This window comes from Methylobacterium indicum (assembly GCF_017347565.1).
Lineage (GTDB): Bacteria > Pseudomonadota > Alphaproteobacteria > Rhizobiales > Beijerinckiaceae > Methylobacterium > Methylobacterium indicum.
Window position 1 is genome coordinate 4,591,201 of record NZ_AP024145.1, and the last position, 16,779, is coordinate 4,607,979.

A 16,779-nucleotide genomic window follows, 5' to 3' on the forward strand; every position below is an offset into this window, starting at 1 on the left:
CCATCTCACATCATGCCGAGCATCCGCGGCAGCCAGAGCGAGATCGCCGGGACGTAAGTCACGACGACGAGGAAGATCAGCATGGTGAGCAGCCACGGCCAGACCGCGACGGTCAGTTCCGTGATGCCCATGCGGGTGATGCCCGACGCCACGTAGAGGTTGAGGCCGACCGGCGGGTGGCACATGCCGACTTCCATGTTGACCACGATCAGGATGCCGAAATGCACCGGGTCGATGCCGAGCTTCGCGGCGATCGGAAACAGGATCGGCGCCATGATGAGCACGATGGAGGACGGCTCCATCACGTTGCCGGCGACGAGCAGCAGGATGTTGACGATCAGCAGGAAGACGACCCAGTTGAGGCCGGCCCCGGTGATCCAGCTCGCCATCGCCTGCGGGATCTGCTCGCTCGTCATCAGGAACGAGAACAGCACCGCGTTGGTGATGATGTAGAGCAGCATCGCGCTCATGTTGGCCGAATCGAGCAGCACCCGCGGCACGTCGCGCCAGGTGAGGTCGCGATAGACGAACAGTGCGATCACGAAGGCGTAGACCGCGCTCACCGCCGCCGCCTCGGTCGGCGTGAAGGCGCCGCTATAGATGCCGCCCAAGACCAGCACGATCAGCAGGAGGCCCCAGACCGACTTGCGGAACGCGGTCCAGCGCTCGGCCCAGCTCGCCTTGGGCATCCGCGGATAGCCGAACTTGCGCGCCCGGTACCAAGTGGTGAAGCCGAGTAGAGCGGCCAGCATCAGGCCCGGGATCACCCCGGCGACGAAGAGCGTCGAGATCGAGGCCGAGGAGACGCGCTGGCCGTCCGGCCCGGTCACCACCGCGCCGCTCGTCGCCACCGAATACATCACCATGACGATCGAGGGCGGGATCAGGATGCCGAGCGCCCCCGAGGTGGTGATGACCCCGGCGCCGAAGCGCTTGGGGAAGCCCTGCGCCACCATGGCGGGCAGGATGATCGAGCCGATCGCCACGACGGTGGCCGGGCTCGAGCCCGAGATGGCGGCGAACAGCGCGCAGGCCATGACGCCGGCGAGCCCGAGGCCGCCATGCCAGTGGCCGACCATCGACGTGGCGAAGTTGATCATCCGCCGGGCGACGCCGCCATGGGTCAGGAAGTTGCCCGACAGGATGAAGAACGGGATCGCCATGATCTCGAAGTTCTCGATTCCCGTGAACAGCTTGAGCGCCACCGCCTCGATCGGCACGGTGGTCATGGTGAACAGGAAGGTGAGCACCGAGAGGCCGAGCGCGATCGAGATCGGCATGCCGGTGAGCATCAGGGCGATGAGCAGCCCGAAGATGATGGCGGCGTTCATCGGGCGGGGCCTCCGGTGCGGGCTTCGTCGGCGAGGTCCTGCGCCGCGTGCGGGCTCTCGACCACGCCCTCGACATGGCCCGGATCGTGGTGGGGCAGCTCGCCGGTGCGCCAGAAGCTCCAGGCGACCTGGAGGAAGCGGAAGCACATCAGGGCCGAGCCCAGCGGGATCGCCAGGTAGACGACCCAGCTCGGGAGCTCGAGGTCGGGGGTGGTCTGGTCGGTATCGACGAGGCCGTAGACGAAGCGCGCGCCCATCGTGCCGACGATCGCCGTGAACAACGCGCCGCAGAGGAGACCGAACAGCACGACCCGGTCGCGCCAGGCGGGGGGCAGCTGGTTCACCGCCACGTCGACGCCGACATGGATGCCGGTGCGCACGCCGTAGGCGGCACCGAACTTCGCCATCCAGACGAACATGTAGATGCACAACTCTTGGGCCCAGGAGAGGTGGATCGCGGTGGTGATCGGATAGAGCGCGTCGATGCCGGACGCGTAGCGATGGACCACGGCGACGAAGATCAGCAGCGTCGCGCCGGCCATCAGGCTCGCGATCAGGATCTCCTCGAGGCGGTCGAGGATGCGCAGGGGATGCATGGGGTCTCCCGGGGCGGGGGCGAGGGCGGGCGTCAGGATTGGTCGGCGTCGGGCCAGGGAAAGCGGATGTTGCCGGCGCGCAGGCCTTCCAGCACCACTTCGATCCCGCCCGACTTCACCATCCATTCGAGGCGGTGGTCGCGGTATTCCCGCCGGCGCCCGCCGGAGGTGTAGAGCTCGGAGGCCTCCGCCATCCGGGCCGCCGCGGCGTCGAATTCCCGGAAGGTCTCGGCGACCGAGGGGCGCTCGCGGATCCGGGCGTGCCAGCGCGCGAGCGGGCTGCCCTCCGCGGGCCCGAGCCCGTAATGCACCGAGCGGTTGACCATCGGGGCGACCGCCGCGTCGGCCCAGCCGAACCCCTCGCCGCCGAACCACGGGGCGTCGCCGAGACGGCCGGTCAGCCAGTCCTGCAGGACCTTCGTCTGCGCCGCCGCCTGGGACCGCAGGTGGTCGGCGAGCGCTCCCGACGCGCGGCGAAACCACAGGATCTCGCCGAACCCCCAGTTCACCGCCTCGTACTGGGTGTCGCAGACCTCCTCGGTCATGCGGGCGACGGCGCGCTGCGCGGGGTCGCGGGGCAGCAGCGGCGGCGCGGGCCAGCGTTCCTCGACATATTCGAGGATGATCGTCGATTCGAAGATGGCGACGTCGCCCTCGACCAGCACCGGCACCTCGGTGCGGGGATTGGCATGCGCGAAGGGACCGTCGCTGCGGCCGGTCCCAAAAGTCTCCGGCAGCTCGGCCGTGAACGCCACGCCCTTCTCGCGCAGGGCGATCTTGACCTTCTGCGCGTAGGACGAGAGCGGATGCTCGTAGAGCAGCATGACGGCGGTTCCCCCCGGAGCCGTTTCGTTCGTTTGCGCCACCTTCGCACGCGGCAGCGTGGCGGGTGAACCCGACGATGGTTGGTAGCGGTGGATCCGGGCCGGACGGTTCCGGCGGCCCGACGGTCGGAGCGCGAAAGACGACGCGCGGGTTTCCCCCTCGTCCAGGCGGGCGGACGCGGCGGCATCGTGGCCTCGTCCGCCTCGGATGCCGTGGACGAAGCGGCACTGGCGGATGTTGCGCGCGGCGGCATATTACGCGCACGACCATTACGAGCCGAGGATCCGCCACCATGCGCTCCAGCCGCACCCTCCGGGCCGCCTGCCTCGTCGTCGCCGCCTTGATCGCGGTCCCGGCCGCGGCCGCCGAGCCGACGACGGTCTTCGCGGCGGCGAGCCTGAAGAACGCCCTCGACGAGGCCGGCAAGGCCTTCACGGCCGAGAGCGGCATCCCGGTGCGGGCGAGCTACGCCGCCTCCTCGGCTCTGGCGCGCCAGATCGAGCAGGGGGCGCCGGCCGACCTCTTCGCCTCGGCCGACCTCGAATGGATGGACTATCTCGCCGCCCGCAAGCTGGTCCGGCCCGAGACCCGGGTGAACCTGCTCGGCAACCGCCTGGTCGTGGTGGCGCCGAAAGATGCCACGATCACGGAGGCGGCGTTCACGCCGGACTGGTTCGCCCGGGCGCTCGGCCCCGACGGACGCCTCGCCACCGGCGAGGTCAATTCGGTGCCGATCGGCAAGTACGCCAAGGCGGCGTTCGAGACACTGGGCTTATGGGCGCCGCTTCAGCCCCGGCTCGCCCAGGCCGACAACGTGCGGGCGGCGTTGGCGCTCGTTTCCCGCGGCGAGGCGCCGCTCGGGGTGGTCTACGAGAGCGACGCGAAGTCGGATCCGGGCGTGAAGGTGGTGGGGGTCTTTCCGGAGGGCAGCCACCCGCCGGTGATCTATCCCTTCGCGGTGACGATGGAGGCCAGGGGCGAGAGCGGTCGGCGCTTCCTGTCCTACCTGCGGAGCAAGGCCGCCCGCCGCTTCTTCGAGGCGCAAGGCTTCACGGTGATCGGGGAGGGGGCGTCGCAGTAGGACGCCCCGTTCGCGGTCGGGCCCGTTGCCGGATCAGGCGAGCTGGAAGCCGAAGGCCAGCGGGTCGCGCTCGTCGACCAGGATGGTGTTGTGCCCGATCACCCGGGCCCAGCCGCCGATGCTCGGGCGGATGGCGGCGCGCCCGCCGACCTCGGCGGTGCCCTCGACCCGGCCGTGGAAGAGCGTGCCGATGATGCTCTCGTGGACGAAGTCGTCGCCCACCTTCAGGAGCCCCCTGGCGACGCGCTGCGCCATCCGGGCCGAGGTGCCGGTGCCGCAGGGCGAGCGGTCGATGCCCTTGTCGCCGTAGAACACCGCGTTGCGGGCATGCGCCTGCGGGTGCTTCGGCCGGTCGGCCCACATGACGTGGCTGAGGCCCTGGATGCGCGGATCCTCCGGGTGGACCGGCGACACCGCCCGCTGCACCGCCTGGCGCACGAGCGGGCTCAGCGTCAGGATGTCCGCCGAGGTCATGCCGTCGAGCCCGGCCCAGCCGGGTTGCGGCTCGACGATGGCGTAGAAGTTGCCCCCGTACGAGACGTCGACGGTGAGCGGCCCGAGGCCCGGCACCTCGACCCGCACATCCGCCGCGTGCAGGTAGCTCGGGATGTTGTAGAGCCGGACCTCGTCGACGAAGCGGCCGTCGCGCCGGTACTCGACCTCGACCTTGCCGGCCGGCACCTCGAGGGCGAGCCGCCCCTCGACGCGCGGCACCACGAAGCCCTGCTCCAGCGCCACCGTGACGGTGCCGATCGTGCCGTGGCCGCACATCGGCAGGCAGCCCGAGACCTCGATGAACAGAACCCCGAGGTCGCAATCCTCCCGCGACGGCGGATAGAGGATCGAGCCCGACATCGCGTCGTGGCCGCGCGGTTCGAACATCAGCGCCCGGCGCACCCAATCGTGCTCGGCGACGAAGATCTGCCGCTTCTCGCCCATCGGGACGTTGGGCAGGACCGGCGCGCCGCCGGCCACCACCCGCACCGGGTTGCCGCAGGTATGGGCGTCGACGCACAGGAAGGTGTGGGGATGCATGACGGGGCGGTCTCCGAGGGCGTTCCGGCCCGGGTGCCCCTTCGTCGCAGAAATCGCCACGGCGGACCAGCGGCTTACCCAGGCATCGGTCCGGTCACGGTCGAGGAACGCAGTCTCATCCCGCCCCGCCGCCGGGCCAGATGACGCATAGGCAGACAGGCGACCTCGGGCAACCCGGCGGCCGCTGCGACGTTCTCGGCTTCGTGGCGCGGCCCCGGACGGGCCCGCGAGCTCATGACCGACGCGGTCTCGGCCGGCGAAAGGAGGTTGTCGATGATGGACAATATCGTTCAGGGGTTCACCCAGTTCCGCGAGCAGGTGTTTCCGAGCCAGCGCTCGGTCTACCAGCGCCTCGTCCATGACGGCCAGAAGCCGAAGGCGCTGGTGATCTCCTGCGCCGATTCCCGCGTCGTGCCGGAGCTGATCACCCAGGCCGGGCCGGGCGAGCTGTTCGTCACCCGCAACGTCGGCAACATCGTGCCGCCCTTCGCCACCATGATGGGCGGCGTGACCGCGGCGGTCGAGTACGCCGTGATGGCGCTGAACGTGCGCGACATCGTGGTCTGCGGCCACTCGGATTGCGGCGCCATGAAGGGCCTGCTCACCCCGGGGCTCGCCGAGAAGATGCCGAGCGTCGCCGCCTGGCTGCGCCACGGCGAGGCCGCCCGCAAGATCGTCTGCGACGCCTACCCGAACGACATCGACGACAAGCGCCGCCTGCACGCTCTCGCCATGGAGAACGTGCTGGTGCAGCTTAATCACCTGCGCACCCACCCGGCGGTGGCGAGCGCGCTCGCCTCGGGCCAGCTCACCCTGCACGGCTGGCTGTTCGAGATCGAGACCGGCCACCTCCTGGTCTATGACGGCGAGGCCGGCCAGTTCGTGGTCCTGGCCGAGGAGGACGCGCTTCCGGTCGCCGAGGCGGCCGCCGCGCCGCGTCTCGCCGCCGCCGCCGTCGGCTCCCCCGCCGCGCGGGCGGCTGGGTAGCCCGTCGCGACAGGCGGTCGGCGAAAGGCGAAGAGCGGGCGGCGAAGAGCGGGCGGCGAAGAGCGGGCGGATTGACAGATGGCGAGGGGCGGGTGACGACGGCCGGCATGGCAGACATCCCGGCAGAGACCCGCCCCGACCGCTCGCGCGACGCCCGCTTCGCCTGGATCGCCGCCGGAGCGACCCTGGCGACGATCCTGATCGCCAACTTCGCGCCGGCCTCCGGGCCGGCGCCGGTCCCCCGCCCGGCGGTGCTGTCGCCCGCCGACGATCCGGGTTGCCGGGAATGGACCGATTCCTGCCGCGTCTGCACCCGCGGCACCGACGGGGTCCATTGCTCGACCCCGGGCTTCGCCTGCCAGCGCGAGGCCCTGCGCTGCACCGGGCGCTGACCGGACGGACGGAAGGGCCTGCTTCCCGGCACGTCCCGGGCGACCACGACGAGAGGGATAGGCGGCGACGCCCCCGACGCCCTGCGCGGGGGCCGTCGCGGTTCCAACGCTCCGCCTGGACACTGATCCCCCGTGCAGGCGGCGCGCCACTCCATCCCGGAAGAGACGGACCGTCGCGAACCGCGCGCCCGACGCCGACCGGGACGATGCCGGTCGTGTTCGAGGCACCGGAATGGGCGCCTCCCGGAAGCAAGGCGGCACTCCGGTAACGGTCGGGAGGACGGACGTTCTCTTGGTCTATCCGCCCTCGCGTCCATAGACGTCTTCGATGCGGATGATGTCGTCTTCGCCGGTATAGCTGCCGACCTGGACCTCGATGAGTTCGAGCGGGATCTTGCCCGGGTTGGCCAGGCGGTGCACGCAGCCGATCGGGAGGTAGGCCGCCTCGTTCTCGTGCACGAGCCGCACCGTTCCATCCACGGTCACCTCGGCGGTGCCGCGCACCACCACCCAATGCTCGGCCCGGTGGTAGTGGCGCTGCAGCGACAGGCGGCCGCCCGGCTTCACGGTGATGCGCTTGACCTGGAAACGGCCCCCGATGTCGATGCGCTGGTAGGAGCCCCAGGGCCGGTACATCAGCCGGTGGGCGTCCGCCTCCGGCTCGCGGCGGCGGCGCAGATCCTCGACCAGGTCCTTCACGGCGCCGCCGGTCGTGCGGCTCGTCACCAAGACCGCGTCGTCGGTCGTCACCACCACCACGTCGTCGAGGCCGACCACCGTGGTCAGAACCTCCCCGGAGGAATGGACCAGGCTGTTGCGGGTGTCGCGCAGCGCCACCCGGCCGCGCACCGCGTTGCCGTCGTGATCGCGGGGCGAGACCTCCCACAGGGCGCCCCAGGTGCCGATATCCGACCACGGAAAGCGCACCGGCAGCACGCCGGCCCGCCTCGTCCGCTCCATCACCGCGTAGTCGATCGAGATCTGCGGCGCCCGGGCGAAGGCCTCGGCCCCCAGGCGGATGAAGTCGAGGTCGCGGGTGGCGGTCCCGATCGCCTCCCGGGCCGCCGCCAGCACCGCGGGGGCGTGGGCCTCGAGCTCGTCCAGCATCACGTCGGCGCGGAACAGGAAGTAGCCGCCGTTCCAAAGGGCGCCCTGCGCGATCAGGTCGGCGGCGCGCGCGGCGTCGGGCTTCTCGCGGAACCGGGCGACGAGGTGCGCGCCCGCCTCGCCCGCGGCCCCCGCCAGGGGATGGCCGGGCTCGATGTAGCCGTAGGCGATGGAGGGGGTCGTCGGTGCGATGCCGAGCGTCATGATGTGACCGGCCCGGGCCCCGAGGCCGGCCGCGCGGGCGGCCGCCACGAAGGCCGCGTCGTCGCCGATGGCGTGGTCGGCGGGCAGGATCAGCACGAGGGCCTGCGGGTCGCGGGCGGCGGCGTGGAGGGCCGCGACGGCGACGGCGGGTGCGGAATCCCGCCGGCAGGGTTCGAGCAGGATGTCGGCCTGCACGCCCGCCTGCGCCAGCTGCTCGGCGACGAGGAAGCGGGAATCGTTGGCGGCGACGACCGCCGGCCGGTCGAAGATCGCGGTGTCGCCGAGCCGCGCGGCGGCGGCCTGGAACGACGAGCGCCCCGGCTCGACGAGCGGGAGGAACTGCTTGGGGAAGCTCTCGCGCGAGGCCGGCCACAACCGCGTGCCGGATCCGCCGCACAGGATCACCGGGTGGATCAGGTCACCAGAATCGGACATGGTCGGGCTCCGGGCCACGCGGCCGAAGGCACAGCGCCTGGGCAGCCTCGTGTGCCACGCCGGGCGGTCCTATCGGAAGGGGCGGGACCCGGCCGCGGCCGGCAATCCGGACCCAACTCGCGCCGTATGGTTTCGCGCCGGCGAACCGCGCCGCTGCGCCGGCCCGCCGCATCGCTGCCATGCCCCTGCCTGCCTTGCGGGCGGCGCGCGCCTCCGCCACTGGTCCGGCGCAGATGCCGGCCTCGTCCCCGTGGGCCGCTCCCTCAGGATGATCATGGCGAGCAGCGCGCGCGGCGAGGCGACTCCCGTCGAGACGACCAGGCCGGTCTGGGCCGGGCCCGGCTTCGTGGAGTTCGTGGCGCTGATGGCCCTGATGATGGGCCTGACCGCGATCACGATCGACAGCTTCCTGCCGGCCTTCCCGGCGATCCAGGGCGATTTCGCGGTCCGGGACCCGAACCGGCTGCAGCTCCTCGTCTACGTCTACATGCTGGGATTCGGCACCGCCCAGCTCCTCTACGGCCCGGTCTCGGACGGCACCGGGCGGCGTCCGGCGCTGATGGTCGGCATCGGGATCTACCTCGCCGGGACCGTGCTCGCCATGCTGGCGCCGAGCTTCGAGGTGCTGCTCCTCGCCCGCGCCGTCCAGGGCATCGGCGGCGCCGCCGGCCGGGTGCTGGCGGTGGCGATCGTGCGCGACCGCTACGAGGGCCGCGACATGGCCCGGGTGATGTCGTTCTGCATGATGGTCTTCCTCATCGTGCCGATCCTCGCGCCCTCGATGGGCGGCGCCATCCTGCTCGGCGGAAGCTGGCGGCTGATCTTCGGCGCCATGCTGGCGCTGGCCCTCGTCACCCTGGCCTGGTTCGGCACGCGCCTGCCCGAGACCCTGCACCCGGCCTTCCGCCGCCCCGTCTCCGTCCGGGCGATCGGATCGGGCGTCGCCGTCACGGTCGGCACCCGGACCTCGCTCGGCTACGCCACGGCGCTCGGGCTCACCACCGGCTGCATCATGGCCTATGTCGGCTCGGCGCAGGCGATCTTCGACACCGGCCTCTACCACCTGGGACCGCTGTTTCCGGTCGCCTTCGCGCTCATCGCCGGTGCGATGGGCGTCGCCACCCTGATCAATGCCCGCCTCGTGCGACGGCTCGGCATGCGGCGGCTGGCGCATATGGGCACGGTCGGGCTGTTCGCGGTCGCCTGCCTGCAACTCGTCCTGATGCTGGCCTACGGGGGCCGGCCGCCGGTCTGGGTCCTGATCGCCACCCTGTCGGCCTGCCAGTTCCTGATGAGCTTCGCGATGCCGAACTTCAACGCCCTGGCGATGGAGCCGCTGGCGGCGATCGCCGGCACCGCCTCGTCGTTCATCGGCTTCTACACCACGTTGCTCGCGGCCTTCTGCGGCCTCCTCGTCGGCCAGTCCTTCGACGGCACCGTCACGCCGCTCGCGGTCGGCTACTGCGCGCTCAGCGGGCTCGCCCTCGCGACGGTGCTGTGGACCGAGCGCGGCCGCCTGTTCGGCGCCGGGGCCCGGTAGAACCCCCTTAACCCCTGGCGCGCCACCGTCCGGGCCTCAGGACCGGGGTGGATCGGGGGAATTCGGGATGGCTGCGCGCAACGACGGAATCCTGCTCGCCGGGCGGCTGCTGCTCGCCTCCGCGCTGCTCCCCGCGGCGATCGGTCGGGCGCTCAACCCCTCGGGCTTCGCCCTGACGCTCGCCGGCACCGGCATGCCCTACCCGAACGCCGTCGCGACCGCGTCGGTGGTGATCGGGCTGTTCGGGCCGCTCCTTCTGGTGCTCGGGGTGCTGCCGCGCCTCGTCGGCCTCGGCCTCGCGGTGCACGCGGTCGTGGCCGGGCTTCTGCTGCACCGGTTCTGGGAGTTCGCCGGCGCCGGCGCCCGGGTCGAGCAGGAGCTCTTCCTCGCCCAGCTCGGCCTTGCCGCCGGCTTCGTGCTCTACGCCGTCACCGGCCCCGGCGGCTGGAGCTGGCAGGGCTGGTGGCACGGGGGGGCGCAAGGGAGCGAGCGCGCGACCGAACGGGCGCCCGTCCGCGCCGCGGCTGCCCCGGCTCCCGCCGCGAAGCCGCCGCGCAAGCGCGCCGCCCCGCCCCGCGGGCCGCGCCCGGCCAAGGCCGCCGCGTGAGGCCGGACGGCGACCCCGCGAAGCCCCGAGGCCGTACGCCCGGGGTCAGGCCGACAGACGCAGCGGTCCGGCGATGGCCGGATCCGGGTAGCGCCGGGTGATGTCGCAGGCGACCCCGATGAGCCGGGAGCCGCCGCCGGGCGTCCGCACGAGGCTGCCGCGGGCGGAGAGCCAGCGCACTCGCCCCTCGTGGTCGACGATCCGGTACTGCGCGTCGTAGATGCCCTCGCCGCGCAGGGCCGGTTCGAGGCTGGCGAGCACGGTGGGAAGATCGTCGGGCAGGATCATCGCCAGGAACTCGTCGAGCGGACCCGTGGTCACGCCCATCAGGCTCTCGCCGATCTCCGAGCAGGTGACCTCCCGGGTCGCCGGGTCGATGTCCCAGTTCATCATCTCGGCCGCCGCCATGGCGAGGCGCAGCCGCTCCTCGCTGGTGCGCAGAGCCTCCTGCGCCCGGACCTGCTCGTCGATGTCGGCCATGGTGCCGACCCACTCGCGGATCGCGCCGTCGGCGCTCTCGATCGGGACCGCGCGGCCGAGCATCCAGCGATACTGCCCGTCCCGGTGGCGCACCCGATAGGTCGTGTCGAGCGGCGTCCCGCTCTGGCAGCAGGCCCGCCACAGGACCTCGACACCACCGCGATCATGCGGGTGAAGCGCATCGAGCCAGCCGAAGCCCCGGAGTTCGGCATCGGTCAGGCCCGTCCGGGCGCTGAGGCCGAAGGTCTGGAGGAGGCCGCCATCGGGCCCGGTACGCCATTCCACCGCCGCGCTGGCCTCCACCAGGGCGCGGTAGCGCTGCTCGCTCTCCCGCACGCCGTCGGGCTCGTCCTCGGCTCGCACCGGCACGGATCCCGAAGGCGGCGGCGCGATGTGGCGGAAACTCGGCTCGTAGCGGCCGAGGGGCAGGTCGATGCGCACGCCGATCGGGCAGGTGGGGTCGGCGTAGATCTGCTGTAGCACCTGCCGCAGGCGCCGGGCCTCGACCCGGACGATGGCGTCCGTCGCCGGATCGAAGCTGGTGGAGCGGCCGAGCGCGTCGGTTGCGATGGTGTAGGACTTGAGCAGGCTGCCGCGCCCGGCCAGGCTCTCGCGCACGACATAGGTGAGGAACGCCGAGAGCTGCGGCGATTTCCGCAACGGCGGCAGGGTCAACAGGGCGTCGAGGGCAGCGTGGATGTTCTCGCTTCCGATCGCTTCCCGATCCATCGTCCGTTCCCGCCGCCTTCCACCCCGATGACGGGTCCGGCCAGGTTCGTCACGCAACGCGGTCTAGTCCCGCCACGCTCCAAGTATCTGGCCGGTGACGCGACGCTGTGCGTCGTCTGCCCCGTTACGTCTTAAGGTGATACGGCAGACGGCCACAGTGTCAAGCGACCAAGGCAACCGCGCGATTGACGATGGGTCACGAGCCTCAAATCGACCCACAACCTTCGTCTAAGAACCGCCGGCCATCCGCGGCTGGCTTTACGACGGACAACAGATCGATGGGAAAAAGAAGAACGGCCTGAGCTATCGATGATCGTGGAATTGATTATCGTAAGGACCGCCACAGCATCGGTGCGGGGACGGGTCAGGATATTGACCGGCATGACTGATCAATTGCCAGATCATCCCGTGGACGCTCGCGATACCGGGAATCGGATGGCCACCGCCGCGGTCCGCCATCCGCCTCCGCCCCGGTCACCGCGCGGGCACGGCGACGATCCGCCGGCCGGGCTCACTCCGCGAGCAACCGCGCCCCGACCACCGCCGCCGCGGCGCGGTTCTGGACCCCGAGACTGCGCAGGAGCGCCGCCATGTGCACCTTGACGGTACCCTCGCCGAGCTGGAGCCGCCGGGCGATCTCCTTGTTCGAGCGCCCCTCGACCAGGAGTGCCAGCACGTCGCGCTGGCGCGGAGTCAGGTCGGGAATGCGGAGCGAACGCCCGTCCCCGCGCCCGTCCGGGCCGGGGATCCGCGCCTCGAAGGACGGGCGCGGACCCGCGCCGTCGAGCACCGCCAGGCAGGCCGGCACGAAGATCTGGCCGTCGAGGATCATGCCGACCGCCCGGGTGAGCTCGGCCGAGCCGATCCCCTTCGGCACGTAGCCGTGGACGCCGACCTCGAGGGCGGTGAGGATCTTGTTGCGCTCGGTCGAGGCGGAGACCACCGCCACCTTCACGGCCGGGAAGCATTCCCGCACCGCGCTCAGGCTGCCGGGGCCTTCCATGCCGGGCATCGCGAGATCGAACAGCGCCAGGGTCACGGCCCCGCGGCGGGTCGAGAGCTGATCGACGGCGGCATCGAGGGAGCCGGTCTCGATCACTTCGGCGAACCCGAAGCTGCGCGTCAGAATCGCCACCACGGCGAGGCGGAAGAAATCGTCGTCATCCGCGATCAGGGCGACTGGCGGAGTCGGTTGGGTCATACCGTGGCGTCTCTGGATACGGTCCGTGACCGATCCTAGAGCAAGTCGGGGTCGCGTGGGTACCCTCACGCTGCGGAATGACCGGCAATATCAACGACCTATCCCCCGGCTCGGTGGCCTCCGGCCGCCTGCGGGCCCCCGAAGCGTCTCTCCGGTCGACTTGTGGACAGTCCGGCAACCTGCGGCGAGCGATCGCACCCTTGCCCATGGTCCCGTTCTCCAGCAGATCGGTGGGGACGAGCCGTGTCCTCGTCCGCCGAGGTTCGGGCCGCGCCGGCACGTCTCCTCGCCGAACTGTCGCCCGTCCCGGGAAAAGGTCTTGAGAACCGCGGCGTGGACGCCGACGATCGGCTCCTGAGCAGAACTCGTGGCGGCGGGCCAACGCTTCGCCCGCTTCGGTTCTTGTTTGGTTGCAGATTTTCGTTGCCGAACTGGTATCCACCTCGGCGAAACCTGCCTAGAGCATTTTCCGACGAAGTGGATGCCGGTTCGTCGAAGAAAATGCGGCAAAACAAAGACTTAGAGAGCTTCGCGATTGCAACGCGATCGTGAAGCGCTCTCGCCATGAGCACGAGGGAGGACGATCATGCTGGCGCGTGGGGCGGTCGAGGGCAGGCGGCCGCGAATCGTCGGCATCCGGGGGCTCGGGCGCGTCAATCTCGTCGCGGCCGGCCTCCTGGCCCTCCTCGCGGCCGTGGGCGTCGCCCGTCCCGCGCCGGCGGGGGAGCGCGTCCGCCTCGTCGCCTACACGGCCCTCGAGATCGAGCAGCTCGACCCGATCCGCCGGGCCGTCGAGGCGGCGGTGCCGGAGGTCGAGATCGCCTGGCTGCGCGACTCGACCGGCCTCGTCACCGACCGGCTGCTGGCCGAGAAGGCAGCACCGCAGGCCGACCTCCTCATCGGGCTCGCCGCCAGCAGCCTGATCCAGGTCAAGGCCGCCGGCCTCCTCGATCCCTACCGCCCCGCGGGCGCCGCGGCGCTGCGGCCGGCCTTCCGCGATCCGGTGCCGCCCTACAGCTGGACCGGCATGGACGCGTATCTGGGGGTGATCTGCTTCAACCTCGAGGTCGCGGACCGGCACCGCATCCCGCGCCCGAGCTTCTGGCGCGACCTGCTCGGCCCCACCCTCAAGGGCCGGGTCGTCATGCCCGATCCGGCCGCCTCCGGCACCGGCTACCTCCTCGTCGCGGCCTGGCTCCAGACCCTCGGCGAGGAGGAGGGCTGGGCCTTCATGGACGCCCTCGACGCCAACGTCGACGCCTACCTGCCGAGCGGCTCGGCCCCGTGCCGGGAGGCGGCGGCGGGCCGTCAGGCCGCCGGCCTCTCCTTCGACATGCGGGCCGCCGCCGAGAAGGCGGCGGGCGCGCCGATCGACATCGTGGTCCCCCTCGACGGCACCGGATGGGAGACCGAGGGCGTCGCGGTCGTCGCCGGCCGGCCGCATCGGGCGCTCGCCCGCCGGGTGGCGGACTGGGCGGCGAGCCGCGAGGCCAACGCGCTCTATGCGCGGAGCTTCGCGATCGTCGCCCATCCGGGCCTCGCCGCTCCGCCCTCGGTCTACCCGGCCCATGCCGAGGCCCGGATGATCCGCACCGACCGGGACTGGACGGCCCGCAACCGCCCCCGCATCCTGGCCGAGTGGCGCCGCCGCTACGGCGCCAAGGTGCGGGCGCCGTGATCCCGCCGGGTCGGCGCGCGGCGGCGGTCACCTTTATTTTTCCATCCTGCGGTAGCAGACGGCCGGAAAGCCGGTCGCGCGGGGGCACGCGATCGACGCGGGGCAGGAACCCGCCCGAGCCGCGGCGGGACCGCGGACAGGGAACCGGATGTATCACGCGGGCAAGGACGGCTGGCTGTTCCTCACCGGGGGCACCAACGAGGTCGCGGACCAGTACCGCCGCGTGCGCCCGATGGACCGGGTCCTGCGCCAGTGGCGCCGGCGGATCGTGCGGCGCGTCCAGCGCTGCCGGATCTTCGGCGCCCGCTACCTCCACCTCGTGGTGCCGGAAAAGCTGAGCGTCTACGACGACCGCTTCGACGGCCTCACCCTCGACCCCCGCCTCGCACCGGCCCGCCGCCTCGGCGATCTGATGCGCTGGTCGTGGGCCGGGCGCCGGGCCTGGATCGAGCTCCTGGAGCCGATGCGGGCGCGCAGGCACGAGCGCGACCTGCATTACCGCACCGACACGCACTGGAACATCCACGGCTGCCTGCTCGCCTACCGGCTGGTCTGCCGGGCCTGCGGCGCAGCGCCCCGTACCGACTTCCTGGAGCGGCCGCTCCACACCTTCGAGGCGGTGCTCGACATCGGCAACAAGCTCGAGGCCCAGCCCCTCGAGACCGTGCACAACTACGAGCTCTTCCGCGACGCCGTGCGGGTCTCGGGCGGGACGCTCATCGACGCCTACCGCGCCGCCGGGCGCCTGGGCGAGCTGCATACCGGGGCCCACGCCGTCTACCGCAACGCCTCGCCGGAGGCCGACCCCCGCACCCTGGTGCTCTTCGGCGATTCCTGCGCCAACTTCGCCGGCAACGGCCTGACCGCGATGCTGGCCGAGACCTTTCGCGAGGTCCATTTCATCTGGTCGGCCAACCTCGACTGGGCCTATATCGAGCGGATCCTGCCCGACATCGTGCTGTGCGAGCAGGTCGAGCGCTTCCTGCCCCGCGTCCCCGACGACGACCTCGACCTGGCGGCCCTGGAGGCCGAGAGGCTGGCAGCGCTGCAGGCCTAAGGCGCGCGCGCGGGACACCGGCGTCGCGCGCGCCGCTTGACGAAATACTGGCATATGCCACTAAATCGTCGGCGCCGGGATCGCCGGCGCGAGACGAGGAGCGCCGCTCGATGGATGCGCGCACCCACCGCCTGCTCCATGCCCCGATCGGGCCGACGCTCCTGCGGCTCGCCGCACCCAACGTCGTCGTGATGCTGGTCCAGGCGCTCGTCGGGTTGCTGGAGACCGCCTTCGTTTCCGGGCTCGGCACCGACGCGCTCGCCGGCATGGCGCTGGTCTTCCCCGTGCTGATGCTGGTGCAGATGATCTCCGCCGGCGCCATGGGGGGCGGCATCCTGTCGGCGGTGGCCCGGGCGCTCGGCGCCGGGCGGCGGGCGGACGCCGACGCGCTGCCCTGGTACGCCGCCGCCATCGGGCTCGGTCTCGGCCTCCTCACCACGCTCCTCGCCCTCGCCTTCGGGCCGGGGCTCTACCGGGTCATGGGCGGGGAGGGCGCCTCGCTGGCGGCGGCCTCCACCTACGGCGGCGTGGTGTTTTCCGGCGCGGTGCTGGTCTGGCTGTTCAACGCGCTGGCGGCGGTGATCCGCGGCACCGGCAACATGGCGCTGCCGGCGATCGTGATCAGCCTCGGCGCCGCCGTGCTGGTTCCGCTCTCGCCCGCCCTCATCTACGGGTTCGGCCCGGTCCCGGGCCTCGGCATCGTCGGGGGCGGCGTCGCGGTGCTGGCCTACTACGCCGCCGGCGCGATCGTGTTCGCGCACCACCTCTGGGCCGGGCGCGGCCTGCTGCGGCCCTCCGCGCGCCCGCCCCGCCTCGCCTGGGCGCCTCTGCGCGACATCCTGCGGATCGGCGCCGTCTCGTCGATCGTCAGCGCCACCACCAACGTGACGATCGCCGCCGCCACCGCCTTTACGGGGGCCGCCGGCCCCGCCGCGGTCGCGGGCTACGGCACCGGCGCGCGGCTCGAATACCTGCTCGTGCCCCTCGTCTTCGGCCTCGGCGCGCCGATCGGCGCGATGGTCGGCACCTGCATCGGCGCCGGCGACCGGGCCCGGGCGCTCCGGGTCGCCTGGACCGGCGCCGCCATCGCGGGGGTGCTGACCGAGGCGATCGGGCTCGCCGCCGCCCTGTGGCCGCTCCCGTTCCTCGGCCTGTTCGGTCACGATCCGCAGATGCTCGCGGTCGGCGCCCGCTACCTCCAGCTCGTCGGGCCGTTCTACGGCTTCGCCGGGATCGGGCTGGCGCTCTACTTCGCGTCCCAGGGCGCCGGCCGGGTCGGCTGGCCCCTCGTCGCGGGGCTCGCCCGCATGGCGGTGTCGATCGGCGGCGGCCTGTTCGCGCTGCATCTCGGGCTGTCGCTCGACGGCGTCTTCCTGGCGCTCGGCCTCGGGCTCGCCGCGCTCGGTCTCATCAATGCCGGCGCGGTCGCGACCGGCGCGTGGTTCCGGGGCGAGCGGGCCGCGCCCGGCCTCGTCCCGGCCGGAGGACAATAGG

15 protein-coding genes are annotated in these 16,779 nt (G+C 71.9%); 8 read left to right on the forward strand and 7 right to left on the reverse strand.

The window, feature by feature from the left end; genetic code table 11:
• Positions 1-5: 5 nt before the first annotated feature.
• From miv_RS21285 to miv_RS21295, 3 genes are read right to left on the reverse strand one after another with little or no spacing between them, the layout of a single operon-like run.
• Positions 6-1,331 (reverse strand): TRAP transporter large permease, encoded by a 1,326-nt coding sequence (locus miv_RS21285; protein ID WP_048425653.1) that lies wholly within the window; start codon positions 1,329-1,331, stop codon positions 6-8.
• A complete protein-coding gene (locus miv_RS21290; RefSeq protein ID WP_207178710.1) occupies positions 1,328-1,927 on the reverse strand; it encodes a TRAP transporter small permease in 600 nt (199 codons plus the stop codon). The genes miv_RS21285 and miv_RS21290 overlap by 4 nt, the downstream gene beginning before the upstream one ends.
• Before the next feature lie 32 nt (positions 1,928-1,959).
• Entirely contained in the window at positions 1,960-2,751 is a 792-nt protein-coding gene (locus tag miv_RS21295; RefSeq protein ID WP_207178711.1) for a glutathione S-transferase family protein, read from the reverse strand.
• Between the two features lie 293 nt (positions 2,752-3,044).
• Here miv_RS21295 and modA point away from each other — a divergent pair, with 293 nt between their 5' ends.
• On the forward strand, positions 3,045-3,833 hold the full coding sequence (gene modA / locus miv_RS21300) for a molybdate ABC transporter substrate-binding protein (RefSeq protein ID WP_207178712.1): 789 nt from the start codon (positions 3,045-3,047) through the stop codon (positions 3,831-3,833).
• Between the two features lie 33 nt (positions 3,834-3,866).
• Here the strand turns inward: modA and miv_RS21305 are convergent, their stop codons facing one another.
• On the reverse strand, positions 3,867-4,868 hold the full coding sequence (locus miv_RS21305; protein WP_207178713.1) for a 4-hydroxyproline epimerase: 1,002 nt from the start codon (positions 4,866-4,868) through the stop codon (positions 3,867-3,869).
• A gap of 276 nt (positions 4,869-5,144) precedes the next feature.
• On the opposite strand from miv_RS21305, the gene miv_RS21310 reads away from it, so the two are divergent.
• Complete coding sequence (locus tag miv_RS21310) at positions 5,145-5,855, forward strand: carbonic anhydrase (protein WP_207178715.1); 711 nt, start codon at positions 5,145-5,147, stop codon at positions 5,853-5,855.
• Between the two features lie 107 nt (positions 5,856-5,962).
• Positions 5,963-6,247, forward strand: coding sequence for a hypothetical protein (locus tag miv_RS21315; protein ID WP_207178717.1), 285 nt, complete (start codon positions 5,963-5,965; stop codon positions 6,245-6,247).
• A 297-nt stretch (positions 6,248-6,544) separates the two neighbouring features.
• Here miv_RS21315 and miv_RS21320 read toward each other — a convergent pair whose 3' ends face one another.
• Positions 6,545-7,993 (reverse strand): mannose-1-phosphate guanylyltransferase/mannose-6-phosphate isomerase, encoded by a 1,449-nt coding sequence (locus miv_RS21320; protein WP_207178719.1) that lies wholly within the window; start codon positions 7,991-7,993, stop codon positions 6,545-6,547.
• Between the two features lie 274 nt (positions 7,994-8,267).
• On the opposite strand from miv_RS21320, the gene miv_RS21325 reads away from it, so the two are divergent.
• Together miv_RS21325 and miv_RS21330 are read left to right on the forward strand one after the other, a co-directional pair.
• On the forward strand, positions 8,268-9,533 hold the full coding sequence (locus miv_RS21325) for a multidrug effflux MFS transporter (protein ID WP_207178721.1): 1,266 nt from the start codon (positions 8,268-8,270) through the stop codon (positions 9,531-9,533).
• Positions 9,534-9,600: 67 nt separating this feature from the next.
• Positions 9,601-10,140 (forward strand): DoxX family membrane protein, encoded by a 540-nt coding sequence (locus miv_RS21330; protein WP_207178723.1) that lies wholly within the window; start codon positions 9,601-9,603, stop codon positions 10,138-10,140.
• A gap of 45 nt (positions 10,141-10,185) precedes the next feature.
• On the opposite strand, the gene miv_RS21335 is transcribed toward miv_RS21330, so the two are convergent.
• Positions 10,186-11,349, reverse strand: a complete 1,164-nt coding sequence (locus miv_RS21335; protein WP_048461309.1) for a PAS domain-containing protein — start codon at positions 11,347-11,349, stop codon at positions 10,186-10,188.
• Between the two features lie 511 nt (positions 11,350-11,860).
• Positions 11,861-12,550, reverse strand: coding sequence for a LuxR C-terminal-related transcriptional regulator (locus miv_RS21340; RefSeq protein ID WP_048461310.1), 690 nt, complete (start codon positions 12,548-12,550; stop codon positions 11,861-11,863).
• A gap of 586 nt (positions 12,551-13,136) precedes the next feature.
• On the opposite strand from miv_RS21340, the gene miv_RS21345 reads away from it, so the two are divergent.
• The 3 genes from miv_RS21345 to miv_RS21355 all read left to right on the forward strand — a co-directional run bounded on the left by miv_RS21345 (position 13,137) and on the right by miv_RS21355 (position 16,778).
• Positions 13,137-14,228 (forward strand): extracellular solute-binding protein, encoded by a 1,092-nt coding sequence (locus miv_RS21345; RefSeq protein WP_207178725.1) that lies wholly within the window; start codon positions 13,137-13,139, stop codon positions 14,226-14,228.
• 148 nt (positions 14,229-14,376) lie between these two features.
• Entirely contained in the window at positions 14,377-15,285 is a 909-nt protein-coding gene (locus tag miv_RS21350; RefSeq protein WP_207178727.1) for an alginate O-acetyltransferase AlgX-related protein, read from the forward strand.
• A 110-nt stretch (positions 15,286-15,395) separates the two neighbouring features.
• Positions 15,396-16,778, forward strand: coding sequence for an MATE family efflux transporter (locus miv_RS21355; RefSeq protein WP_207178729.1), 1,383 nt, complete (start codon positions 15,396-15,398; stop codon positions 16,776-16,778).
• The last annotated feature ends 1 nt before the right edge of the window (position 16,779 follow it).

Excerpts from the sequence above, each read along its gene's own strand:
- miv_RS21285 (WP_048425653.1), bottom strand. The coding sequence starts at position 1,331 with ATGAACGCCGCCATCATCTTCGGGCTGCTCATCGCCCTGATGCTCACC.
- miv_RS21290 (WP_207178710.1), bottom strand. The coding sequence starts at position 1,927 with ATGCATCCCCTGCGCATCCTCGACCGCCTCGAGGAGATCCTGATCGCG.
- miv_RS21295 (WP_207178711.1), bottom strand. The coding sequence starts at position 2,751 with ATGCTGCTCTACGAGCATCCGCTCTCGTCCTACGCGCAGAAGGTCAAG.
- modA (WP_207178712.1), top strand. The coding sequence starts at position 3,045 with ATGCGCTCCAGCCGCACCCTCCGGGCCGCCTGCCTCGTCGTCGCCGCC.
- miv_RS21305 (WP_207178713.1), bottom strand. The coding sequence starts at position 4,868 with ATGCATCCCCACACCTTCCTGTGCGTCGACGCCCATACCTGCGGCAAC.
- miv_RS21310 (WP_207178715.1), top strand. The coding sequence starts at position 5,145 with ATGGACAATATCGTTCAGGGGTTCACCCAGTTCCGCGAGCAGGTGTTT.
- miv_RS21315 (WP_207178717.1), top strand. The coding sequence starts at position 5,963 with ATGGCAGACATCCCGGCAGAGACCCGCCCCGACCGCTCGCGCGACGCC.
- miv_RS21320 (WP_207178719.1), bottom strand. The coding sequence starts at position 7,993 with ATGTCCGATTCTGGTGACCTGATCCACCCGGTGATCCTGTGCGGCGGA.
- miv_RS21325 (WP_207178721.1), top strand. The coding sequence starts at position 8,268 with ATGGCGAGCAGCGCGCGCGGCGAGGCGACTCCCGTCGAGACGACCAGG.
- miv_RS21330 (WP_207178723.1), top strand. The coding sequence starts at position 9,601 with ATGGCTGCGCGCAACGACGGAATCCTGCTCGCCGGGCGGCTGCTGCTC.
- miv_RS21335 (WP_048461309.1), bottom strand. The coding sequence starts at position 11,349 with ATGGATCGGGAAGCGATCGGAAGCGAGAACATCCACGCTGCCCTCGAC.
- miv_RS21340 (WP_048461310.1), bottom strand. The coding sequence starts at position 12,550 with ATGACCCAACCGACTCCGCCAGTCGCCCTGATCGCGGATGACGACGAT.
- miv_RS21345 (WP_207178725.1), top strand. The coding sequence starts at position 13,137 with ATGCTGGCGCGTGGGGCGGTCGAGGGCAGGCGGCCGCGAATCGTCGGC.
- miv_RS21350 (WP_207178727.1), top strand. The coding sequence starts at position 14,377 with ATGTATCACGCGGGCAAGGACGGCTGGCTGTTCCTCACCGGGGGCACC.
- miv_RS21355 (WP_207178729.1), top strand. The coding sequence starts at position 15,396 with ATGGATGCGCGCACCCACCGCCTGCTCCATGCCCCGATCGGGCCGACG.